The 23,061-nt window shown below is 55.9% G+C and carries 17 protein-coding genes; 11 read left to right on the top strand and 6 right to left on the bottom strand.

Annotation, left to right across the window (positions count from 1 at the left end; translation table 11 throughout):
• The first annotated feature begins 89 nt into the window (after positions 1-89).
• From ACSIPU_RS15010 to ACSIPU_RS15000, 3 genes are all read left to right on the top strand, one after another.
• Positions 90-1,484 carry a glycoside-pentoside-hexuronide family transporter gene (locus ACSIPU_RS15010; RefSeq protein WP_004106990.1) on the top strand — a complete coding sequence of 465 codons (1,395 nt, stop codon included), beginning with the start codon at positions 90-92 and terminating at the stop codon, positions 1,482-1,484.
• Between the two features lie 13 nt (positions 1,485-1,497).
• Positions 1,498-3,816, top strand: coding sequence for an alpha-xylosidase (yicI, locus tag ACSIPU_RS15005; protein WP_196557634.1), 2,319 nt, complete (start codon positions 1,498-1,500; stop codon positions 3,814-3,816).
• A gap of 405 nt (positions 3,817-4,221) precedes the next feature.
• Entirely contained in the window at positions 4,222-4,953 is a 732-nt protein-coding gene (locus ACSIPU_RS15000) for a MurR/RpiR family transcriptional regulator (protein WP_004106985.1), read from the top strand.
• Between the two features lie 96 nt (positions 4,954-5,049).
• Here the strand turns inward: ACSIPU_RS15000 and ACSIPU_RS14995 are convergent, their stop codons facing one another.
• From ACSIPU_RS14995 to ACSIPU_RS14980, 4 genes are all read right to left on the bottom strand, one after another.
• Positions 5,050-6,429, bottom strand: a complete 1,380-nt coding sequence (locus ACSIPU_RS14995; RefSeq protein WP_004106983.1) for a family 4 glycosyl hydrolase — start codon at positions 6,427-6,429, stop codon at positions 5,050-5,052.
• A gap of 13 nt (positions 6,430-6,442) precedes the next feature.
• Positions 6,443-8,002, bottom strand: a complete 1,560-nt coding sequence (locus tag ACSIPU_RS14990; protein ID WP_004106980.1) for a PTS transporter subunit EIIC — start codon at positions 8,000-8,002, stop codon at positions 6,443-6,445.
• A 407-nt stretch (positions 8,003-8,409) separates the two neighbouring features.
• Positions 8,410-10,125, bottom strand: coding sequence for an AsmA family protein (locus ACSIPU_RS14985; RefSeq protein ID WP_049094868.1), 1,716 nt, complete (start codon positions 10,123-10,125; stop codon positions 8,410-8,412).
• 145 nt (positions 10,126-10,270) lie between these two features.
• The gene (locus tag ACSIPU_RS14980) at positions 10,271-11,662 is read right to left on the bottom strand and encodes a nucleobase:cation symporter-2 family protein (RefSeq protein WP_004106976.1); all 1,392 of its coding nucleotides are present in this window, start codon (positions 11,660-11,662) and stop codon (positions 10,271-10,273) included.
• 286 nt (positions 11,663-11,948) lie between these two features.
• Between ACSIPU_RS14980 and gltS the strand changes: the two genes are divergently transcribed.
• The gene (gltS, locus tag ACSIPU_RS14975; RefSeq protein ID WP_004116504.1) at positions 11,949-13,151 is read left to right on the top strand and encodes a sodium/glutamate symporter; all 1,203 of its coding nucleotides are present in this window, start codon (positions 11,949-11,951) and stop codon (positions 13,149-13,151) included.
• 218 nt (positions 13,152-13,369) lie between these two features.
• Here gltS and glpK read toward each other — a convergent pair whose 3' ends face one another.
• Complete coding sequence (gene glpK / locus ACSIPU_RS14970) at positions 13,370-14,881, bottom strand: glycerol kinase GlpK (protein ID WP_004106971.1); 1,512 nt, start codon at positions 14,879-14,881, stop codon at positions 13,370-13,372.
• 21 nt (positions 14,882-14,902) lie between these two features.
• Positions 14,903-15,754, bottom strand: a complete 852-nt coding sequence (locus tag ACSIPU_RS14965; protein WP_004106970.1) for an MIP/aquaporin family protein — start codon at positions 15,752-15,754, stop codon at positions 14,903-14,905.
• Positions 15,755-16,197: 443 nt separating this feature from the next.
• Here ACSIPU_RS14965 and zapB point away from each other — a divergent pair, with 443 nt between their 5' ends.
• From zapB to ACSIPU_RS14930, 7 genes are all read left to right on the top strand, one after another.
• Positions 16,198-16,443, top strand: a complete 246-nt coding sequence (zapB, locus tag ACSIPU_RS14960; protein WP_009652751.1) for a septal ring assembly protein ZapB — start codon at positions 16,198-16,200, stop codon at positions 16,441-16,443.
• 150 nt (positions 16,444-16,593) lie between these two features.
• On the top strand, positions 16,594-17,583 hold the full coding sequence (locus ACSIPU_RS14955) for a sulfate ABC transporter substrate-binding protein (RefSeq protein WP_004106966.1): 990 nt from the start codon (positions 16,594-16,596) through the stop codon (positions 17,581-17,583).
• A 217-nt stretch (positions 17,584-17,800) separates the two neighbouring features.
• The gene (locus ACSIPU_RS14950) at positions 17,801-18,562 is read left to right on the top strand and encodes a CDP-diacylglycerol diphosphatase (protein ID WP_024274822.1); all 762 of its coding nucleotides are present in this window, start codon (positions 17,801-17,803) and stop codon (positions 18,560-18,562) included.
• Between the two features lie 266 nt (positions 18,563-18,828).
• Positions 18,829-20,163 (top strand): MFS transporter, encoded by a 1,335-nt coding sequence (locus ACSIPU_RS14945; RefSeq protein ID WP_017145229.1) that lies wholly within the window; start codon positions 18,829-18,831, stop codon positions 20,161-20,163.
• Positions 20,164-20,173: 10 nt separating this feature from the next.
• A complete protein-coding gene (locus tag ACSIPU_RS14940) occupies positions 20,174-21,133 on the top strand; it encodes an aminoimidazole riboside kinase (protein WP_004116482.1) in 960 nt (319 codons plus the stop codon).
• Positions 21,134-21,142: 9 nt separating this feature from the next.
• On the top strand, positions 21,143-22,183 hold the full coding sequence (locus tag ACSIPU_RS14935) for an ADP-ribosylglycohydrolase family protein (RefSeq protein WP_032729143.1): 1,041 nt from the start codon (positions 21,143-21,145) through the stop codon (positions 22,181-22,183).
• Positions 22,184-22,245: 62 nt separating this feature from the next.
• Positions 22,246-22,968 carry a GntR family transcriptional regulator gene (locus ACSIPU_RS14930; RefSeq protein ID WP_004106944.1) on the top strand — a complete coding sequence of 241 codons (723 nt, stop codon included), beginning with the start codon at positions 22,246-22,248 and terminating at the stop codon, positions 22,966-22,968.
• Positions 22,969-23,061 lie beyond the last annotated feature (93 nt).

Raw genomic sequence — 23,061 nt, 5'->3', positions numbered from 1 at the left:
GAGATATCGCAATTCATCTTACAGCGCGGATGGTTTACAAAGCATGTAACCGGTACCAACCCGCGGTAGCGCTGAGAGAAGAGTGTGCGATGAAAGATCATATTTTGTCCGTCAAAGAGAAGATTGGCTACGGCATGGGCGACGCCGCTAGCCACATCATTTTCGATAACGTCATGTTGTATATGATGTTTTTCTATACCGATATCTTTGGTATCCCTGCCGGCTATGTCGGTACCATGTTCCTGCTGGCCCGCGCGCTGGACGCGATATCCGACCCTTGCATGGGGCTGCTGGCCGACCGTACCCGTAGCCGATGGGGAAAATTCCGCCCGTGGATACTGTTTGGAGCGATTCCGTTCGGTCTCGTGTGCGTACTGGCCTACAGCTCGCCGGACCTGAGTCATAACGGCAAGCTGATATACGCCGCGGTCACCTACACGCTGCTGACCCTGCTCTACACCGTGGTCAACATCCCCTACTGCGCGCTGGGCGGAGTCATTACCGACAATCCGACGCAGCGCATCTCCCTGCAGTCCTGGCGCTTTGTGCTGGCGACGGCGGGCGGCATGCTCTCCACCGTCCTGATGATGCCGTTGGTGAACTTTATCGGCGGCGAAGATAAAGCGTTTGGTTTCCAGGGCGGCATCGCGGTGCTCTCGGTGATCGCGTTCCTGATGCTGGCGTTTTGCTTCTTCACTACCAAAGAGCGCGTCGAAGCGCCGCCGAGCTCTACCTCGATGCGGGAAGACCTGCGTGATATCTGGCGCAACGATCAGTGGCGAGTGGTTGGCCTGCTGACCATTCTCAATATTCTCGCGGTCTGCGTTCGCGGCGGCGCGATGATGTACTACACCACCTGGATTATGGGATCCGCGGGTCTGTTCACCGCCTTCCTCACCACCTACTGCGTCGGCAACCTGATTGGCTCGGCGCTGGCGAAGCCGCTTACCGACTGGAAATGCAAAGTCAGCGTTTTCTGGTGGACCAATGCTCTGCTGGCGGCGCTGAGCGTGGCGATGTTCTTCGTGCCGATGGACGCCGAAATCACCATGTTCGCCTTTATCTTCGTAATTGGCGTGCTGCATCAGCTGGTGACGCCGATTCAGTGGGTGATGATGTCCGACACCGTCGACTACGGCGAATGGTGTAACGGCAAACGCCTGACCGGCATCAGCTTTGCGGGCACCCTGTTCGTGCTCAAGCTGGGCCTGGCGCTGGGCGGCGCGCTGATTGGCTGGATGCTGGCGGGCGGCGGTTACGATGCCGCGGCCAAAACCCAGAACAGCGCCACTATCACCATCATCATCTCATTGTTCACCCTTGCTCCGGCGGTCTGCTACCTGCTGAGCGCGGTTATCGCGAAACGCTACTACACCCTGAAAACGCCGTTCCTGAAAAAGATGATGGCGGAACTGGCTCAGGGCGCGCGCCGCAACGAACACGACTTCACTTCAGCGCCGACAGGCAAAGAATTGCAAAACTAAGAGGAAGCTATTCATGAAAATCAGTGATGGAAACTGGCTTATTCAACCAGGGCTCAATCTGATCCAACCCGTGCAGGTCTATGAGGTTGAGCAGGAAGGTAACGAGATGGTCGTCTATGTGGCGTCTCGCGAAGTTCGCGAACGCGCCGCCCAACTGGACGTTCCGCTCTTTACCGTGCGCTTCTTCTCCCCACAGGAAGGAGTGATCGGCGTACGCATGGAGCACTTCCAGGGCGCGTTGAACAACGGCCCGCATTACCCGCTGACCGTGCTGAAAGACGTGAACGTGGAGATTAATAATGGCGCTGAATATGCCGAGCTGAAAAGCGGCAATTTGACCGCACGCGTCACGAAAGGCGATTTCTGGTCGCTGGATTTTCTGCGTGACGGCGTGCGTATTACCGGTAGCCAGCTGAAAAATGACGGCTACGTGCAGGATACCAAAACGAATCGCAACTATATGTTCGAGCGTCTGGATCTCGGCGTCGGCGACACCGTTTATGGCCTCGGCGAGCGCTTTACCGCGCTGGTGCGTAACGGCCAGACGGTCGAAACCTGGAACGAAGACGGCGGCACCAGTACCGAACAGTCGTATAAAAATATCCCGTTCTACCTGACTAACCGCGGCTACGGCGTGCTGGTGAATCATCCTGAGCGCGTCTCTTTCGAAATCGGCTCCGAAAAAGTCTCGAAGGTGCAGTTCAGCGTCGAAGGGGAATACCTGGAGTACTTCGTCATCGACGGCCCGACTCCGAAAGAGGTGCTGAACCGCTATACCCGGTTTACCGGGCGTCCAGCGCTGCCGCCAGCCTGGTCCTTCGGCCTGTGGCTGACCACCTCGTTTACCACCAACTACGATGAAGCGACGGTTAACAGCTTTATTGACGGTATGGCAGAGCGCAACCTGCCGTTGCACGTGTTCCATTTCGACTGTTTCTGGATGAAAGCCTTCCAGTGGTGCGATTTTGAGTGGGATCCGGTGACCTTCCCTGACCCGGAAGGGATGATTAAACGCCTGAAAGAGAAAGGACTGAAGGTCTGCGTGTGGATCAACCCGTATATCGGCCAGCGTTCACCGGTGTTTAAAGAGCTCCAGGAGAAAGGCTATCTGTTGAAACGTCCGGATGGTTCATTGTGGCAGTGGGATAAATGGCAGCCGGGCCTGGCGATTTATGACTTCACCAATCCGCAAGCCTGCCAGTGGTATGCCGACAAGCTGAAAGGCCTGGTGGCGATGGGCGTAGACTGCTTCAAAACCGACTTCGGCGAGCGTATTCCGACCGACGTGCAGTGGTTTGATGGTTCCGATCCGCAGAAAATGCACAACCACTATGCCTTCATCTATAACGAGCTGGTGTGGAACGTGCTGAAAGAGACCGTTGGCGAGAAAGAAGCGGTGCTGTTCGCTCGTTCCGCCTCGGTGGGCGCGCAACAGTTCCCGGTGCACTGGGGCGGCGACTGCTACGCCAACTATGAATCGATGGCGGAAAGCCTGCGCGGCGGCCTGTCGATCGGCATGTCCGGTTTTGGGTTCTGGAGCCACGATATCGGCGGCTTCGAAAACACCGCGCCCGCCCATGTCTACAAGCGCTGGTGCGCCTTCGGCCTGCTGTCGAGCCACAGCCGTCTGCACGGCAGCAAATCCTATCGTGTGCCATGGGCCTACGATGACGAGTCCTGCGACGTGGTGCGCCACTTCACGCAGCTGAAATGCCGCATGATGCCGTATCTGTACCGTCAGGCGGCGCTGGCCAACGAGTTCGGTACGCCGATGCTGCGTTCGATGATGCTGGAGTTCCCGCACGACCCGGCCTGCGACTATCTGGACCGGCAGTACATGCTGGGGGATTCGGTGCTGGTGGCGCCGGTGTTTAGCGAAACGGGCGACGTCCAGTTCTGGCTGCCGGAAGGCCGCTGGACCCATCTGTGGCACAACGATGAAGCGCAGGGCAGCCGCTGGCATAAGCAGAATCATGATGTGCTGAGCCTACCGGTGTACGTGCGTGACAACACCCTGCTGGCGTTGGGCAACAATGACCAGAAACCGGACTACGCGTGGAATGAAGGCACCGCCTTCCAGCTGTTTAATCTCGAAGATGGGCGCGAAGCGGTCAGCCAGGTGCCGGCAGCGGACGGGTCGGTGGTCTTTACCCTGAAGGCGAAACGCCAGGGCAATGTCATTACCGTCAGCGGTGACGGTGAGGCCAGCGGCTGGACGCTGTGCCTGCGCAATATCCAGCAGGTAGCGAGCGTGCAGGGCGGTGTTCAGGCAGGCAGTGAGCTGGGCGTGGTGGTGACCGCGCAGGGCAATGCGTTGACCATCACGCTGTAAGTTTTTGCTTCCTGAAGCATGGGTTCACAGCCATCTGCGGACCCGTAGCCCGGACAAGGCGCGACAGGCGCCGCCTCCGGGGAATGTGCCGAACCTGATGCATCTGCGCTGCTGCTCCCCGGCTCGCGCTGCGCTTAGCCGGGCTACGGATCCTGTGGGCCAGGTAGCACGGACAAGGCGCGGCAGGCGCCGCCTCCGGGATACAGGCGCAATGTAGCTTCAGGTTATCCTCCCCGGTGGCGCGACGCTTACCGGGGCTACAGGCTATGCCCTCTTCGTTTGCGGAGAGGGTTTTTTTATTCCATTTCTTCTGAAAAAGTAACGTTCATTTCATTCTGGTGATTCACCCCACAGACACTCGCGCCGTCAGGTGATAGCGTAGTTTACCGCTGAGAGGAGCCCGGAATGGATTTAGAAAACATTTTTCGTGACGTTAAGCTAAGCAAAACCGAAATGACCGTGCTGCGTTTTATTCAGAATGACCCTGAGCAATGTGTGCGCGAGGGGATCCGCGCCGTCGCGGAACACTGTTATAGCAACCCTTCCTCGCTAGTGCGGTTGGCGAAGAAACTGAAATTCAGCGGCTGGCTGGAGCTGGTCTATTTTATTAAATTCAATATCACCATGCCGAAACTCGATGTCACCAACGATATCGACTACATGAGCATTCAGCCGATAGAGCGGATAACTTCTCTACTGGAAAGCCTGCAACATCATCGCATTTTGATTCACGGCAGCGGCTTTTCGCAGCTGATCGCCCAGTATATTTACAATAAATTTTTGGTGACCGGGGTAAACGCCAGCCTGGCGCTATGGCCGGATTACGAAATTCTTGAGCAGAAGAACGCCGCTAAATTTGATTCGATCTGGATTATTTCCAAATCCGGGCGTAGCAGTTCGGCGCTGAACTGGGTGAAGGCGCTGGAAGGGAAGAAGATTAATCTGGTCTGCTTCACCGGCGATTATCAAAGCCCGCTGGCGCAGGCGGCGGATACGGCGTTTATTATTCACGATCCGCAGAAATTCGATGATGATATTTACTGGAGCAACCCGTTTTTTGGCTACTGCATACTCGGGTTTGAGCGGCTGCTGAAGATGTGGTTTACACACACGGGGATCCCCGGAGGCGGCGCCTGAGGCGCCTGTCCGGGCTACCGCCCCGCAGGCGGTGGTGAACCCGTAGCACGGTCAGCGCAGCGCCACCGGGAGGAGTGCGGTGGCGCGAGGGTGGGATTATTGCCAGTCGGCGAACTGCTTATCATCGAGATAAGCTTCAACAAGCGCTTTTGCCAGCGAATAAGAGCCGACCAGCGGATGCGCCATCAGCGCCCGTACCGCCAGTGACTTATCCCGCTGCAGAATCGCCGCCACCGCCAGCCGCTCATACTCCTTCACGCTGGCGATCATGTTTTTCTGCGCTGTCGGCACATGTTTCGGCGTCACCGGCTTCAGGCCCTCTTTACTGAGATCGCAGCTGATCTCAATCACGTCGTCCTGGCGCAGGAAGTCCAGCGTGCCGTTGTTGGGCATCGACACCACAATACGCTTGGTGGTGGTGCTGTTGACCGCCTCCAGAATATCCAGCGCCACCCCTGCGTAGCCGCCGGTATCCGGCTCCTCGATAAACTGCTTTAAGGTTAACGGCTCGCGGGTATGGAATTTTTCCTGCTGCGACTCGTTCTGCATATAGCTATTTTCCCGGCGCAGATAGTGCTTCATCCAGATGGTAAACGCCGCTTCCGGGTTGGCTTTCACATCCACGGTCCGCAGCTCTTCGCGCATATCGTGATTGATACGGGCAATCTGCTCGCCGCGGGTTTCCGCTGCGTTCTGAATCGCTTTTAAAGCCACTTCTCGATAGTAGTAGTAGTAAAGATATTCATTAAGCAGTTGCTTATCGCATAGCTGAACCAGCTCCGGCGAAAAATACTGCATCGCCGTCTTACGATACAGCTCAGGACTGGTAATCAGGCGCTCGGTGACATCCTCGCCGCTTACGGTGAAGTGGGTAAACCAGGAGAAGTGGTTCAACCCGTAGCACTCAACGCCGAGATCGCGCTCGTCGCAGCCGAGGATTGCCGGCAGCTCGCGAATCAGCTCCGACGGCGCGTCGCAGATGCCGTACACCCGGCGCTTAAAGCCGGATTTGATAATCGCCTCGGTGACCAGCCCTGACGGGTTGGTGAAGTTAAAAAGAATAGCGTCTCCGGCGGCGTGCTCTTCAATCAGGCGGCAGTAGTGAAGAATCGCCGGAATGGAACGCATCGCCATGGCGAAACCGCCAGCGCCGGTGGTCTCCTGGCCCAGGGTGTTGTGCTGCAGGGCGATACGCTCGTCGCGAATGCGACTCTCATCGCCGCCTACCCGCAGGGTGGTGATGACATAGTGGCTATTTTTGAGTGCCGGCACCGGGTCGCTGGTTACGCTGAAGTGAATATCCGGGCGAATCGTATTAAACACATAGCGGGCGATTTCGCCAAAAATTGCCAGATTCTCAGCGGAGCTGTCGAGAAATACAACTTCCGTTAAACCAATGCGGTGCGCGTTATATGCCAGAGATTTTGCCAGGAACGCAGAGCGAACGCCGCCCCCGCCTAATACGGTTAATTTCATAAACAACTCCTAATTAATTTTCTGCTAGCCAGCTATCAACCCGGGAACGGACCTGTCCCACTTTGACGCCGTAAATAACCTGAACTTCATTTCGATTTCGTACTACGCCGTTTGCACCGGTGCTTTTTAATATTGCATCATCAACTAAATCCATATTGTGAATAGCGACGCGCAGGCGGGTAAAACAGTTGTCGACTGAAATAATATTCGCTTTGCCGCCTAAGCCATTAATAATCTCGTTGGTCACCGACTGCGGTTCGCCCATTTTTTTACGATAATCAGCTTTGCTATATAACTTCACGTTTTCATCATCTTCACGGCCCGGCGTTTTGAGATTCAACTTAACGACCAGCGTGCGGAAGATAACGTAGTAGACGGCGAACTGGCCGATCCCGATGAGCACGTAGCCGGGCCAGCGGGTCAGGGCGACCGGCAGCGGCAGGTTGTAAATCAGAAACTCAATCAGCCCCGAGGCGCCCCACGGACGGACGGTAAAGATGTCGCAAATCGCCTGCGAAGCTGCGGTTAAGGTAGCATGGATCACCCACAGCAGCGGGGAAACGAACAGAAAGGTAAACTCAATCGGCTCGGTGATACCGGTGAGCATGGAAGTGATAATGGCCGGTAGCAGAATCGCTTTAGCCATCATTTTTTTCTCCGGTTTCGCCGTATGGTAGAACGCCAGCGAGGCGCCGGCCAGGCCGAAGATGGTGGTCATCCCCTGCTGTGAGAAACGCAGCGCCTCGTTCATCACCGGCGTCAGATCCGGGTGACGCATATAGGCGAGGAAAATCGCCTGGGTTCCGGAGACTATCTGCCCGTCGACGTTCAGCGTGCCGCCGATTTGCGTGAGCTGGAACGGCGACCAGACGAAGTGGTGCAGACCGGTGGGGATGAGGAATTTTTCAAAGAAGCCGTAAACGAAGACCCCCGCCACGCCGGCGTTTTTCATAAAGCCGGTCAGCGCCGCGATGCCGTGGGTCATAAACGGCCAGATCCAGGTAAAAGCGATGGCGTAGAAAATGATGACCGGCGTCATCGCCACCAGCGTCAGCTTGGCCCCGCCGTACATGGAGAGCGCGCCGGGTAGCTCAATAGTCGATACTTTGTTATGCACCCAGGCGATGGTGCAGCCGAGAATAATGCCGAGGAAAACCCCCATATCGACCACCACAAAGCCCAGCAGTTGGGTTTGCCCGGTGCCGTAATATTCGCCGTTAATTTTTTCCGCCAGGCCGTGAGTATGCTCCAGCCAGGAGTGGTTGGCGCCAAGAAACATAATAAAACACATCACTGAAACCAGCGCGACTTCGGTTTTTTTATCTTTTGCCAGGCCATAGCTGATGCCGACGCAAAAGAGTAATCCCAGATTGCCGAATAAAGGCCAGAAGGTATCGCCGAGTAGCTGTCCAAGCTGGTGTAAAAAGCTGGTCTCCGAAATTAATGTTGGGTTGGTTAAGACTGAGCTGAGTGCCAAAATTAAGCCGATGACCGGCAAGAACAATACTGCACCAATCATTGCTCTGGAGAATTTTTGCATATTCTCCAGAATACGTTGACGTATTACGGACATGGTCGTTCCTTTATTTTTGTATACCCGTCATACTTCAAGTTGCTTATGTGTTAGCTACGCTCGCTCACCCCAGTCACATAGTTATCTATGCTCCTGGGGACTCACTCCCTTGCTGCCTTTAAGCAACTCGAATTATTTTGGGTATAGGTTCAGGGACTTTAATTATTTTTTTCGCTTCCAGTATTTTTGTTATAGCAAGTCCGCTATTTGAAAGGAACAGGTTGCGGAAAATAGGTACAAATAGCCGCTAAATGGCAACAGGTTTCACCATTAAGGATATTATATGACCCTCACCCCAAACCTCTCCCTGAAAGGGAGAGGGGGTCGATCGGTGTGGGCATAAAAAATAAAGAGTGCAGAGGGCGGTTCCCTCTCCCCGGCGGGGAGAGGGTTAGGGTGAGGGGAAACTAGGGGGTAGACATTATCGGAGCAGAAGGAGCCTGAGCGCTGGTAACTTCACCGTTGCGCATGACCTGCGCTACCTGCTGTTTCTCCATATTGACTGCGCTGAGCTGACCGTTAACGGTTGGCTTCAGCGGCGCATCTGGCAGCACGCTGCCGGTCGCCGTTAGCTGGAGATTACCATCGCCGTATATCGGCAGCGCTGGCCAGCCCCAGGCCTGCAAAATATTTAGCGGCACGCCGCGACCGCTCAGGCTCAGATTGACCTGACGCTGCGGAAGCTGCGACACCGCCGCGGTGGCTTGCAGGATCCCACGCTCGGTAAAGGCGCTGAGCTCGTTAACGTTCACCGTTGAGGCATTGGCGCTCAGCTTCAGCGACGGGCGGCGGACATCAATACGATTAAAGGTCGCGGCGGCGGCGTTCAGCGTCGCGCTACCGTTCCATACGCCCCAGCTGCGGTTTTTCACCAGCTGCAGCTCGCCGCCGTAGCCGTCGAGCGCGGTGATTTGCCACGGGAACGCCGGTTCAACATCGATAATGAGGTTGCGGCTGGCGCTGAACTTTCTCAGCGTCAGGCTTTGCAGCCACTCGGGAAGCGGCGCCATCCATAGCTGCTTCCAGTTGGTCGGCAGCGTATATTCCAGTCCGGCGAACGCGGTGTCGTCCAGCACCAGGGCATGGTCGGCGCGCAGCCAGTTGCCGGACGTGCGCACCATCCCGCCCTCCCAGCGTGAGGTGAACTGGCGCAGCGCGATACCCTGCGGGGAGAATCCGGCGTTAAGGATTGGGTCGAGGAAGTGCAGCGAACCGTAAATAAACTCGTTGGCGTTCATCGACAGCGTGCCATCCTGGCTTTGCCAGTCGCCGCGGCTCAGGGTCAGGTTGCGCAGATTAAGGTCGAGGCCAGCGATCGCCCAGTCAGGCCCCTGCAGGCTGGCGTCGGTCACGTCAAGGCGGCCAATCTGCAGCGAGGGCAGGGTGGTCAGCGGCGTGAAAAAGTCGGCGAGTGATTTATCGCTTTGCAGACGGATCTCGTTGAGGCGCAAATTATCGACCTGCCAGCCGCCGTCGGCGCTGCGTTTCGCCGTGCCGGTGAGCGTGCCGCGAGCGACGTCCGCCCCGAGGGTTGAGAGCGTCACTTCGCCGTTATCGATATTCCCCTGAATCAGCACGTTGCTGGCTTCAATACCGTTGAGCGTCATCGACCCGGCGCTCATCTGAATTTGCGTTTTCTTGCCCAGCACATTACCCGCTTCCGGCGCCCACGGGCTGACGCCGCCGGTGACGCGCTGCGCGCTCAGATCCCAGTCGCTCTCCGGGCTGTTGAACGCCATATTGCGCAACCGGAGACGATCGGCGGCGAACGGCAGCGCTGCGGAAGAAGGGGAGAAGTTTAGCGTACCGTCGCTGAGAATGATTTCGTCAGCATGCAGCGGGTCGCTAAACTGGCGGCTGCTAAATCCGATATCCACGGTTTGCGCCACCAGCGTGGCGGGTTTGCCGTCGCGACCGAGGGTGACGTTTTGCAGCTGCAGGTGCAGTGGCGAAGAGAAATTATGGTCCATTTTGTTGAAAGAGACCTTCCAGCCGGTACCGTCGCTTAGCCAGGCGCTGGCCTGACGCCCTCCCCACTGGGTTTGCAGCAGGAAATAAGCGGCAATAATCACCACCAGCAGAGCAATCAGCAGCCAGAGAATCAGCTTTCTGAGAAATTTCATGATCTTCGATCCTGAGCGAGGCACATAAGGCTGTTATGCCCGAATTATGCGCAATCCTCAAGACAGGAATTGTGTAATGAGATGATGTGAGGTTGATGATGTTTGCGCTCCGGCCGACGTTGCGCGGCCGGAGCATCAGAGAGGATCAGTTTTTCTCTGGCGGGAAAATCAGATTCAGAACAATCGCCGTGATACCGCCGGCGGCGATACCGGAGGAGAGCAGATTCTTCAGCCAGTCAGGGGCGAACTGCAGGATCAGCGGCTGCTGGGAAACGCCAAGGCCGACGGCCAGCGACAGGGCGATAATCAGGATCGCGCGGCGGTTCAGCGGCTCGCGGGAGACGATACGCACGCCGGAGGCGGCAATGGTGCCGAACATCACCAGCGTTGCGCCGCCAAGCACCGGCTCAGGAATATGCTGCACGAAGCCGCTCACCGCTGGGAACAGGCCGAGCACGATCAGCATCAGCGCGACCACAAAACCAACATAGCGGCTGGCGACGCCGGTCAACTGAATCACGCCGTTGTTCTGGCCAAAGCAGGAGTTCGGGAAGGTGTTGAATACCGCCGAAACAAACGAGTTCAGACCGTTGGCCAGCACGCCGCCCTTCAGACGCTTCATATATAGCGGGCCGGAAACCGGCTGCTCGGAAACGTCAGAGGTGGCGGTGATATCGCCGATGGTTTCCAGCGAGGTAATCATAAACACCAGCATCAGCGGCAGCAGCAGATTCCAGTCGATGCCCAGCCCGTAGTACAGCGGCGTGGGAACCATAATCAGGCTGCTTTCCGTCGGTGCGGTATTGGTCGGCAGCATATCGAGTAGCCATGCCGCCAGGTATCCGGCCGCCATCGCGATAACCAGCGAAGCGATGCGCAGATACGGGTTGCGCTGGCGGTTAAGGATAATAATCAGCGCCAGCACGATCCCCGCCAGCAGCAGGTTTTTTGGCGCGCCGAAGGTGTGGTCGGCCATGGCGGCATAGCCCCCGCCGATGGAGGTCAGGCCAACCTGAATCAGCGACAGGCCGATAATCATTACCACCACGCCGGAGACCAGCGGAGTGATTATGCGGCGGGCGAGATGCAGAACGCGCGAGAGAACCATCTCCGTGCAGCTGGCCAGCATCAGGGTGCCGAACAGCGCGGCCATCATGGTCGGAACATCGGCGCCGCCGGTTTTCAGCGCGGTTCCGCCCATAATCAGCGGAGCGACGAAGTTAAAGCTGGTGCCCTGAATCGAAAGCAGACCAGAACCCACCGGGCCCCAGGCTTTAATTTGAATGATGGATGCCACGCCGGAGGCGAACAGGGACATGCTGATGATGTGTTGTGTATCCTGAGCCGGGAGGCCCAGAGCCTGACAAATTAACAGCGCCGGAGTGATAACCGCGACAAACATCGCCAGCAGGTGCTGGAACGCGGCGAACAGCGTTTGCGGTAGCGGCGGGCGGTCTTCAAGGCGGTAGATTAATTCGCTGGTTTGCTTATGCGCAACCGGTTGCGCATTTTCTGATTCTGCGGTGTTAACGGACATCACAACAATCCCAAAGGTGGCAAAGCGGGGATTTTATCGGACTATAGACCAAAAGCAAACGTTTGCCACTCTTTAGCGGCAAATATTTATGCAGGGAATAGGTGTCAAATATTTATTAACATTTTGTATGCTTGATCGCATCATTATCCCTACAAAATATCTTTTCCTGTCCTTTTTTCCGTACTTCTGCTTAAAATCCCTTCCCGATTACTCATGATGAGAAGCAATCGACACCGGGAATTTCGTCGCGTGTGAATGGATCATGCGCCTATAAGGAGCTCTTTTTATGTTTCATCTCGATACCTTATCGACGCTCGTTGCCGCAACATTAGTGTTGCTACTAGGTAGAAAACTCGTTCAAACCGTCCCTTTCCTGAAGAAATACACTATTCCTGAGCCCGTGGCGGGCGGTCTGCTGGTCGCTCTGGCGCTGCTGGTATTAAAGAAAAGCATGGATATCGAAATTGATTTCGATATGAGCCTGAAAGACCCGCTGATGCTGGCTTTCTTCGCCACTATCGGCCTGAATGCCAACCTCGCCAGCCTGCGCTCTGGCGGCAAAGTGGTGGGGACATTCCTGATCGTGGTGGTGGGGCTGCTGCTGCTGCAAAACGCCCTCGGTATCGGCATGGCGAAGCTGCTGGGCCTCGACCCGCTGATGGGGCTGCTGGCCGGTTCGATTACCCTTTCCGGCGGCCACGGTACCGGCGCGGCGTGGAGTAAACTGTTTATTGAGCGCTATGGCTTTGTCAACGCCACCGAAGTGGCTATGGCTTGCGCAACCTTCGGTCTCGTTCTTGGCGGCCTGATCGGCGGGCCGGTGGCGCGCTATCTGGTCAAACACTCTTCATCACCGGACGGCACGCCGGACGATCAGCTCGCGCCGACCGCGTTTGAAAAGCCGGATATGGGGCGCATGATCACGTCGCTGGTGCTGATTGAGAGCATCGCGCTGATCGCCATCTGTTTGACGGTAGGGAAGATCGTTGCGCAACTGTTGGCGGGGACCGTATTCGAACTGCCTACCTTCGTTTGCGTGCTGTTTATCGGCGTTATCCTCAGCAATAGCCTGTCAGCACTTGGCCTGTACCGCGTATTCGACCGCGCGGTGTCGGTGCTGGGTAACGTCAGCTTGTCGCTATTCCTGGCGATGGCCCTGATGAGCCTGAAGCTGTGGGAGCTGGCGTCGCTGGCGCTGCCGATGATTGCCATTCTGGCGGTGCAGACGATAGCAATGGCGCTGTATGCGGTATTTGTGACCTATCGAATGATGGGTAAAAACTACGATGCCGCGGTGCTGGCCGCCGGCCACTGTGGTTTCGGCCTCGGCGCGACGCCGACGGCGATTGCCAATATGCAGGCGATTACCGATCGTTTCGGTCCGTCGCATATGGCGTTTCTGGTGGTGCCGATGGTGGGGGCGTTCTTTATCGATATCGTTAACGCGCTGGTGATTAAGCTCTATCTGCTGCTGCCGGTATTTGGCTGATAAAAACCCGGAGGTGGTGCGCTACGGGATTATGCGGTCTGCGGGCTGTAGCCCAGGTAAGGCGTATACGCCGCAACCCGGGGATACTCCGGGATTCATGACTCGGCGTGGCTTCTCGCCGGCTCGCGCTGCGCTTAGCCGGGCTACGGGGTGTGCGGTCTGCGGGTTGTATCCCGGCTAAGGCGTTTACGCCGCCAGCCGGGAATACCTCAACAATCTTACGCTTCGTCGTGCTCTTCCCACGCCAGCGCGCGTTTTACCGCCTTCTTCCAGCCGCTGTAGCGATAGTTACGCTCGGTGGTTTCAATTCCCGGACGGAACTCGCGCTCGATCACGGCTTTCTCCTGCAGCTCATCCAGATTCTGCCAGAAGCCCACCGCCAGACCGGCCAGATAGGCTGCGCCCAGCGCCGTGACTTCGCGGACTTCCGGGCGTTCTACGCGGGTGCCGAGAATATCGGACTGGAACTGCATCAGGAAGTTGTTGGCGACCGCGCCGCCGTCAACGCGCAGGGCGTGCAGACGGATCCCGGAGTCAGCCTGCATCGCTTCCAGCACGTCGCGGGTCTGATAGGCGATCGATTCCAGCGTGGCGCGAATAATATGGTTGGAATTGACGCCGCGGGTCAGGCCGAAGATCGCCCCGCGGGCATACGGGTCCCAGTAAGGCGCGCCGAGCCCGGTAAACGCCGGAACCACGTACACGCCGTTGGTATCCTTCACTTTGGTGGCGAAATATTCGGAATCGAACGCGTCGCTAATCAGCTTCATCTCATCGCGCAGCCACTGAATGGAGGCGCCCGCCATAAATACCGCGCCTTCCAGCGCATAGTTCACTTCACCGCGCGGGCCGCAGGCGATAGTCGTCAGCAGGCCGTGCGTTGATGCCACCGCTTTCTCGCCGGTATTCATCAGCATAAAGCAGCCGGTGCCGTAGGTGTTTTTCGCCATCCCCTCTTTAACGCACAGCTGGCCGAATAGCGCCGCCTGCTGGTCGCCCGCGATGCCGGCGATCGGAATACGCGTGCCGCCCTTACCGCCGATGTTGGTCTGGCCGTACACTTCGGAAGATTTGCGCACTTCCGGCAGCATGGCGCGCGGAATATCCAGCGCGTCGAGCATTTTGTCGTCCCAGTCCAGTTCGTGGATATTGAACAGCATGGTACGCGAGGCGTTGGTGTAGTCGGTAACGTGAACGCGTCCCTGGGTCATTTTCCAGATAAGCCAGGTGTCTACGGTGCCGAACAGCAGCTCGCCGCGTTTTGCGCGCTCGCGCGCACCTTCGACGTGGTCAAGGATCCACTTCACTTTGGTTCCGGAGAAGTAGGGGTCAACCACCAGGCCAGTTGCCTTACGGATGTACTCTTCCATGCCGTCGCGCTTGAGCTGTTCGCAGATCTCGGCGGTACGGCGGCACTGCCAGACGATGGCGTTATAAATCGGCTTACCGGTTTCGCGCTCCCACACGATGGCGGTTTCACGCTGGTTGGTAATGCCGATCGCGGCGATTTCATCGGAACTGATATCGGCCTTTGCCAGCACTTCAACCAGCGTAGAGCTTTGCGATGCCCAGATTTCCATCGGGTCGTGCTCAACCCAGCCTGGACGCGGATAAATTTGTTCGAATTCTCGCTGAGAGACGCTGACGATATTGGCATCGTGATCCATTACCACGGCGCGGGAGCTGGTGGTGCCCTGGTCGAGCGCTACGATATATTTTTTGTCGGTCATAGTATGAGTCCCGTAGTCAGATTACAGCGAAGCTTTGTGTTGTGTCGTAGAGGGAGATGCGGCTTCTTTCTCTTCAACGACGCAGGTGTCGCAAGGCAGGTGGCGGCCAATCAGCTTGCGGTAGCAGAATGCGCCCAGCGCAGCACCGACGATTGGCGCACACAGCGGCACCAGAAAATAAGGAATATCTTTACCGCCGGTGAAGGCGACGTTGCCCCAGCCTGCCAGCCAGGCGAAGGCTTTCGGTCCGATATCACGCGCCGGGTTCATGGCGAAGCCGGTCAGCGGGCCCATGGATGCGCCAATGACGGCGATCAGTAGACCAATCAGCAGCGGCGCCAGCGGGCCGCGCGGCACGCCGTTGCCATCATCGGTCAGCGCCAGAATGACGCCCATCAGGATAGCGGTAATCACCATTTCTACCGCGAAGGCCTGCACAAAATTGATATGCGGGTTTGGATAGGTAGAGAAAATACCCGCCAGCTCAAGACTTTCGACGCTACCGCGCACCATATTGTGGGTATGTTCGAAATCGAAGAAAAGATTGTAATAAAGCCCGTAAACTAAAGCCGCAGCGCAAAAGGCGCCAGCGAATTGCGCAATGATAAAAGGAACAACTTTACGACCGTCAAAGCAGGCGAACAGCCACAGCGCGATGGTCACCGCCGGGTTAAGGTGCGCACCGGAAACCCCTGCGGTCAGGTAAATCGCCATGGCGACGCCCAGACCCCAGATGATGCTGATTTCCCACTGACCGAAGCTGGCTCCCGCGACCTTAAGCGCAGCGACGCACCCAACGCCGAAAAAGATCAACAACCCGGTACCGAGGAACTCTGCGATGCACTGGCCTTTTAGTGTTGATGTTTGGCTCATAATCGAATCCTGAAGCGAAGTGATGATTATTGTATGTGTGAAGGTCGCAGGCGACCACGCTGCCATGTAGGCATAGTGTTAATTTATCGTTAACGAACAAAAACGAGAAATATCGAAATTCAAATGTGTGTACCTCGTCAAGAAAATGAGCGTTTTCGCGCCATAAACGCGTGTTCGGTCATTTGCGGGAGCGTTTCACCGCTCATTTTTTTAACGAGGTGATTAACAATTACGAAAAAGTACCGGGTAAAAGCGGCGAACGGACCAGGTAAAGACTGAAAAGTGTTGCAAACCGCAATCTACGCGGGTTGTCGCTGGACAGGGGCGGCGGGGCTTCATACAATCGACTACATCACCACTGTAGTGCGCTAATTTTCGTTAAGGCGTCAACGCGTATACGAAACGGACGGTTTCTATCAACGCCTTGCAAGTTCAGGAGAGGTATGACGATGTCATTAGAAGTGTTTGAGAAATTAGAATCTAAAGTTCAGCAGGCGATTGATACCATCACTCTGTTACAGATGGAAATCGAAGAGCTGAAAGAAAAGAACAATACGCTGGCGCAGGAAGTACAGAGCGCCCAGCATAGCCGTGAAGAGCTTGAGCGTGAAAACGGTCAGCTTAAAGAACAGCAGCAGGGCTGGCAGGATCGTCTGCAGGCGCTGCTGGGCCGTATGGAAGAAGTCTGATGCTTCCCGCCTCCTCCCGTTCGGGAGGAGGCAAACTCACCTCGCTCTATATACTCACAAGTTATAGCCAATCTTTTTTTATTCTTTAATCATCAGTCTGCTTTCTGGCACGCTTAATCCATCACAACACTACATAAAGAGAGCGGTGCGATGAATAAGTGGGGCGTGGGGTTAACTCTGTTGCTGGCATCCGCCAGCGTTCTGGCAAAAGACATTCAGCTATTAAACGTTTCTTACGATCCGACGCGCGAGCTGTACGAACAGTACAACAAAGCCTTCAGCGCGCACTGGAAGCAAGAAACCGGCGACAACGTGGTGATTCGTCAGTCACACGGCGGCTCCGGCAAACAGGCGACCTCGGTGATCAACGGCATTGAAGCCGATGTGGTGACCCTTGCGCTGGCCTATGACGTCGATGCGATCGCCGAGCGTGGACGAATCGACAAAAACTGGCTGAAGCGTCTGCCGGATAACTCCGCGCCGTATACCTCAACCATCGTGTTCCTCGTACGTAAAGGTAACCCGAAGCAGATTCATGACTGGAACGACCTGATCAAACCGGGCGTGTCGGTGATTACCCCGAACCCGAAAAGCTCCGGCGGCGCGCGCTGGAACTATCTGGCGGCCTGGGGCTATGCCCTGCACCAGAACAACGGTGATCAGGCTAAGGCGCAGGAGTTCGTAAAAGCGCTGTTTAAGAACGTCGAAGTACTGGATTCCGGCGCCCGCGGTTCGACCAACACCTTTGTGGAACGCGGGATCGGCGATGTGCTGATTGCCTGGGAAAACGAAGCCCTGCTGGCGACCAACGAACTGGGTAAAGACAAATTCGAGATCGTCACCCCGAGCGAATCGATTCTGGCCGAGCCGACCGTTTCCGTGGTGGATAAAGTGGTCGACAAAAAGGGCACTCGCCAGGTGGCGGAAGCGTATCTGAAGTATCTCTACTCGCCGGAAGGCCAGGAGATTGCGGCGAAGAACTTCTATCGTCCGCGTGACCCTGAAATCGCGAAAAAATACGCGGATGAGTTCCCGAAACTGAAGCTGTTCACCATCGATGACGTGTTTGGCGGCTGGACTAAAGCGCAGAAAGAGCACTTCTCCAACGGCGGCACCTTTGACCAGATCAACCAGCGTTAAATAGCCTCTCCTTATCCCCGCTCGCGCTGCGCGTAGCGGGGCGACAACGCTTGTCGCCCGGGTAAGGCATAAGCCGCGACCCGGGGCAGAGTAGTCTGGTAGCCCGCTCAGGCGCGTTAAGCACCGTTTCCGGCAAAACTCACCGCACCTCCTCTCGTTTTCATTTGGTCATCAAACTGCGCTACTCTTCCGTTTCTGGCTGAGACAGGAAAAAATAATGCGAAGAGTACGACACCTTTTTTTAGCGCTGGTGGTAGTGGTTGTGGCGGCGATGGCTGGCGGCTACTACTGGCTTCATTCCGGCAACCGTGACGCGTTGCGTCACATTGTTCTGCAACAGTGCGTCCCTCATCAACAGCAGAATCACAATCCCGCGCCCTGCGCGGAAGTGAACCTGAAGGGCGGCTATGTCCTGTTTAAGGACCGCAATGGCCCGCTGCAGTATTTGCTGATGCCAACCTACCGTATCAACGGCACTGAAAGCCCGCTGCTGCTTGAACCGCTGACGCCGAACTTCTTCTGGCAAGCCTGGCAGGGACGCGAAATCATGAGCCAGCACCGTGGCTCTGCCGTACCGGATGAGGCGGTCTCGCTGGCCATCAACTCGCGCAGCGGACGCACGCAAAATCATTTCCATATTCATATCTCCTGCCTGCGACCTGATGTGCGCCATCAGCTGGATAGCCAGGCTGCCGCTATCAGCAGCCGCTGGTTACCGCTGCCCGGTGGGCTCATGGGCCATGAATATCTGGCGCGCCGCGTAACCGAAACCGAACTGGCGCAGCGCAGTCCGTTCCTGATGCTGGCTGAAGAGGTGCCGGAAGCGCGAGACCATATGGGCCGTTTCGCGCTGGCGATGGCGAAGCAGAGCGACGGCTCGCTGCTGCTGCTGGCAACCGAGCGTAACCTGCTGACGCTGAATCGCGCATCGGCAGAAGAGGTTCAGGACCATAGCTGCGCCATTCTCGCATCCCGTTAATTTTCTTTACGTTCCCGCTATTCATTATCTCCTTGATTCTTATCCCGGTTTAACGCCGGGGTAGGATCGGGTGCATAAAAATATGTGAAACCGATCAAAAGATATAAAGGTATACCTTTATATCTTTTTGAGGATGGTTACACTCTCTTCATAGCCTCTATTGCGTGTCGGACAGGCGGCTTATTTATAAAAACGTTTTTATTTCATGTAGTGACATCATTAATTGTTTCCTCTATTTGCGCGGCTAAGCGTAAAGGAATATCAACATGAAACTTTCTATCGTGGAAAAAATCGGCTTCGGCGCAGGAGATATGGCGATAAACGTTGTGATCATCGCCATGCAGCTGCTTCTCGCCTATTTTTATACCGATATCTACGGCCTGAGCGCCGCTGATGTTGGCGTACTTTTCGTGGTTGTGCGGATGATCGATGCCATTATCGATCCGGCCATGGGCGTCCTTACCGATAAGCTGAATACGCGCTGGGGACGCTATCGCCCGTGGCTGCTGTGGTTTGCCATCCCTTTTGGCTTCGCCGTTTATTTAATGTTTATCACGCCTGATATGGTTTATATGGCTAAGCTGGCGTGGGCCTATGGCACCTATATTCTGATGACCCTGGTCTATACCGCTATCACTATTCCCTATATCTCGATGATTGGCGTGATTACCAGCGATCCCGTGGAACGGCTAAGCGCAAACGGCTATCGCTTTGTGATGACCAAAATTGCCGCTTTTCTGGTGACTATTGTCGTCCCGATGCTTGCCGTCTGGCTTGGGCAGGGCAACAAGGCCCTGGGTTACCAGTTTTCTATGGGGCTAATGGGCGCGATGGGGGCCCTGCTGTTTATCTTCTGTTTTCTCACCACTCGTGAACGTAGCGAGCCGGAAATTACTTCGCTATCGGTAGGGAAGCAGTTTAAGTATCTGTTACGTAACGATCAGTGGATTATTCTTGGGGTTGTTATTTTATTGCTGATGTGTGGTTACGTTATTCGCGGTTCCGTCGCGGCCTATTATGCCAAGTATTATCTTAATGGCGGCGATAGCCTGATTTCACCTTTTCTGACTACCGGTGTTGTCGCCTCTATTCTGGCGATGATCGCCACCACCTGGATAACTAAATTCTGGGATAAAATTAAGATGTTCCGCTACACCCAGATTATTACCTTTGTACTAAGCGCGCTGATGTATTTCTTCGTCGGGCGTGAAAATCTTATCCTGGCATTTACGTTCTATTTTCTTATTAATTTCTTCTGCGATATGCAAATGCCGGTGTTCTGGTCCTCTATCGCCGAAGCGGTGGATTATGGCGAAAAGAAAACCGGGCTGCGGGTATCCGGCCTCGCGTTTGGCGGCATTCTCTTCTTCCAGAAGTTTGGTATGGGGATCGCGGGGGGCGTACTGGGATTCCTGCTGAGCCACTTTGGCTATCAGGCCGACGTTGAACAGAGCGCGCGTTCGCTCACCGGTATTGCGCTGATGATGACGCTCATTCCGGCCCTTTTCCATCTTGCGGTTGGGTTGCTTATGAAAAAGTATCTGATTAATAACGAATATTATCGTGATATTCAGCTAGCCCTTGCGCAAAAACAGGCATAAGGAGGCGTAAATGAATGCCATGAATAAGGTTTGGGCGATCGGCGACGCCTCCGTAGACCTCGTACCGGAAAAACAGAACAGCTACCTGAAATGTCCCGGAGGCGCTTCGGCGAACGTGGGGGTCTGCGTTGCCAGGCTGGGCGGAACGTGCGGTTTTATCGGCTGCCTTGGCGACGATGACGCCGGGCGTTTCCTGCGCCAGGTTTTTCAGGATAACGGCGTCGATGTCTCTTCGCTGCGGCTGGATGCGAGCCTGACCAGCGCGGTACTGATCGTCAATCTGACGGCTGACGGCGAGCGCAGCTTTACCTATCTGGTACATCCGGGGGCTGATACCTACGTTTCACCTCAGGATCTGCCGACGTTCAGAAAATACGAATGGTTTTACTTTAGCTCCATTGGTCTCACCGACAGCCCCGCTCGCGAGGCATGCCTTGAGGGCGCGCGAAGAATGCGGGAGGCCGGCGGCTACGTTCTGTTTGATGTCAACTTGCGCAGCAAGATGTGGCGCAATGCCGCTGAGATCCCTGACCTGATCGCCCGCTCCGCTGCGCTGGCGTCTATCTGCAAAGTCTCGGCAGATGAGCTGTGTCAGCTGAGCGGCGCCAGCCACTGGCAGGATGCGCGGTATTACATGCGCGATCTGGGCTGCGAGACCACCATCATTTCGTTGGGGGCCGAAGGAGCGTTGCTTATCACCGCCGAGGGAGAGTTCCTTTTTCCTGCCCCGCGCGTGGAGGTCGTCGATACCACCGGAGCCGGTGATGCCTTTGTTGGCGGCCTGCTGTTCACGCTTTCCCGCGAAAACCACTGGAATCATGCCCTGCTGGCGGAGGCGATCAGCAATGCCAACGCCTGCGGAGCGATGGCGGTGACGGCAAAAGGGGCAATGACTGCTCTGCCGTTTCCCGACCAGCTCAATACTTTTCTGTCCAGCCGTTCGCTGGCACAAGCCATGACCGTGAAATAAGGAGTCATCATGCACGTTGATCAAAACAAAATACTGGGATGCCTGGTGGGTGCCGCCGCCGCGGACGCGATGGGCGCGGCGACGGAAGTACGGACTCAGCAGCAAATTAAGGACTATTTCGGCGGCTGGGTGACGACCTTTCAAAAACCGCCAGCGGATACGTTTGGCCGCTGTAACGAAGCGGGTATGTGCACGGATGATTTTATTCAGGCGAAATACATTATGGAAGCGCTGCTGCGCCACCAGCGCCAGGTCAGCGATGAGGCGATGCGCGAGGCCTTCCAGCAGTGGCTGGATTACCCTTACTACGCCAACTTTACCGGCCCGACAACGCGTGCGGCAATGAAAGCGATATTCAATGACCATCGCGCCTCCTTGCAGGGTGATCTTGAAGGCGAAAAGCAGTCGGTACAGATTATTAATAAGGGAAACGCGGAAGCCACCAACGGCGCCGCCATGAAGATTTGGCCTGCGGCGGTACTGCATCCGGGAGATATTGATGCGGCGATTCACTGCGCGCTGCAGATTTGCCGCTTTACGCATAATAACGTGCTGGCGATGTCCGGCGCAGCGGCGATGGCGGCGGCAACCAGCGAAGCGTTACGATCGCAGACCAATGCGGACACCATTATTGCCGCCGGTATTTATGGCGCGCAAAGAGGCTATCTGCTGGCGCAGGATCAAGGGGCGATGATGGTGGCAGGCCCATCCGTTGCCCGACGCATCGAACTGGCCGTGGCTATCGGTCAACGGCATCGTCATTGGGAAACGGCGGTGGTGGAACTTGCCGATATTATTGGTTCCGGGCTGCACGTCAGCGAAGCCGTACCGGCGGCCTTTGGCCTGTTCGCGTGTTGTCCGAATTCTGCCGTAGATGCTATTATCTCCGGCGTTAATATCGGCAATGATACTGATACTGTCGCTACCATGGTTGGAGCGATTTCCGGCGCATTCCATGGCGTGGAGGCTTTTCCCGCCGATTATTTAACGACCGTGGATCGTATGAATCATTTCGATTTGGCACAACTGGCCAGGCAAATCGCAGGGTAGCGAATTCACCCTGCCGGGGACGGTAAAACGTCCCCTGCTGGCGAAGACGTGAGGTGCGCAGTTTGCAGGTTGATAAAACGAGCTTTACTCCGCTTTATAAGCAACTATTTTTTATCATCTGTCAGCAGATTCAGAATGGGTCCTTGCCGTTAGGCAGCCAGCTGCCGACGCAAAAAGAGGTTGCCAGAGCCTATAACGTCTCGCTCATCGTGGTTAAACAGGCCTGGAGCGAATTAATCAATGCGGGCATTATTTCGTCCCAGCGCGGAAGCGGATCGGTAGTGTGCTCTGTGCCGGAGGGAGTAAGCTACGGCCACACGTTTCGCGGCATTACCAGCGATCTTCAGGATGCCAGCGTCGAGATAGAGAACCGTATTCTTGAGATCGCGCCGCGTCGCGCGCGTGACGCTCAGGCAGATGGTTTGAGCCTGCCCGCCCATCATCATTATCTCTATATCTCGCGTATTCGTTGCCTGAACAATCGCCCGTTTAACCATGAAAAGATCTATCTCGATCTTAGCTTCTTTCCCAATCTGCAGCTCACGCCAGAGGCGCTGGAACATACGTCGCTTTATTCGCTATTAAACGTCACCAGTGACTCGGCGACTGAAAAGGTGGAGGCGATCTTACCTTCCGCCGACCTGTGCGAAAAGCTGCAGATTGCGGCGAATAAACCACTATTATCTGTCGCCAGACAGACGTTTCAGGCCGGGCATAACAGCCCTTTCGAATATTGCCGCTATTACGTGCTGTCGGAATACTTTGGCGAAATTCATTATCACTAATCTGCCCGCACCAGAGTTGTCATAACCCCCACTATATCTGGCGTTTACCTGCCCTGTTGTCCGTCGTATTCTTGCTGAAAAAACCGACAGGAG

The sequence above is a fragment of the Klebsiella sp. HN106 genome (genome assembly GCF_051209435.1).
Classification (GTDB): Bacteria; Pseudomonadota; Gammaproteobacteria; order Enterobacterales; family Enterobacteriaceae; genus Klebsiella; species Klebsiella oxytoca.
Note: the sequence above shows the minus strand (reverse complement) of the source record. Positions and strands in the feature narration are given on the sequence as shown.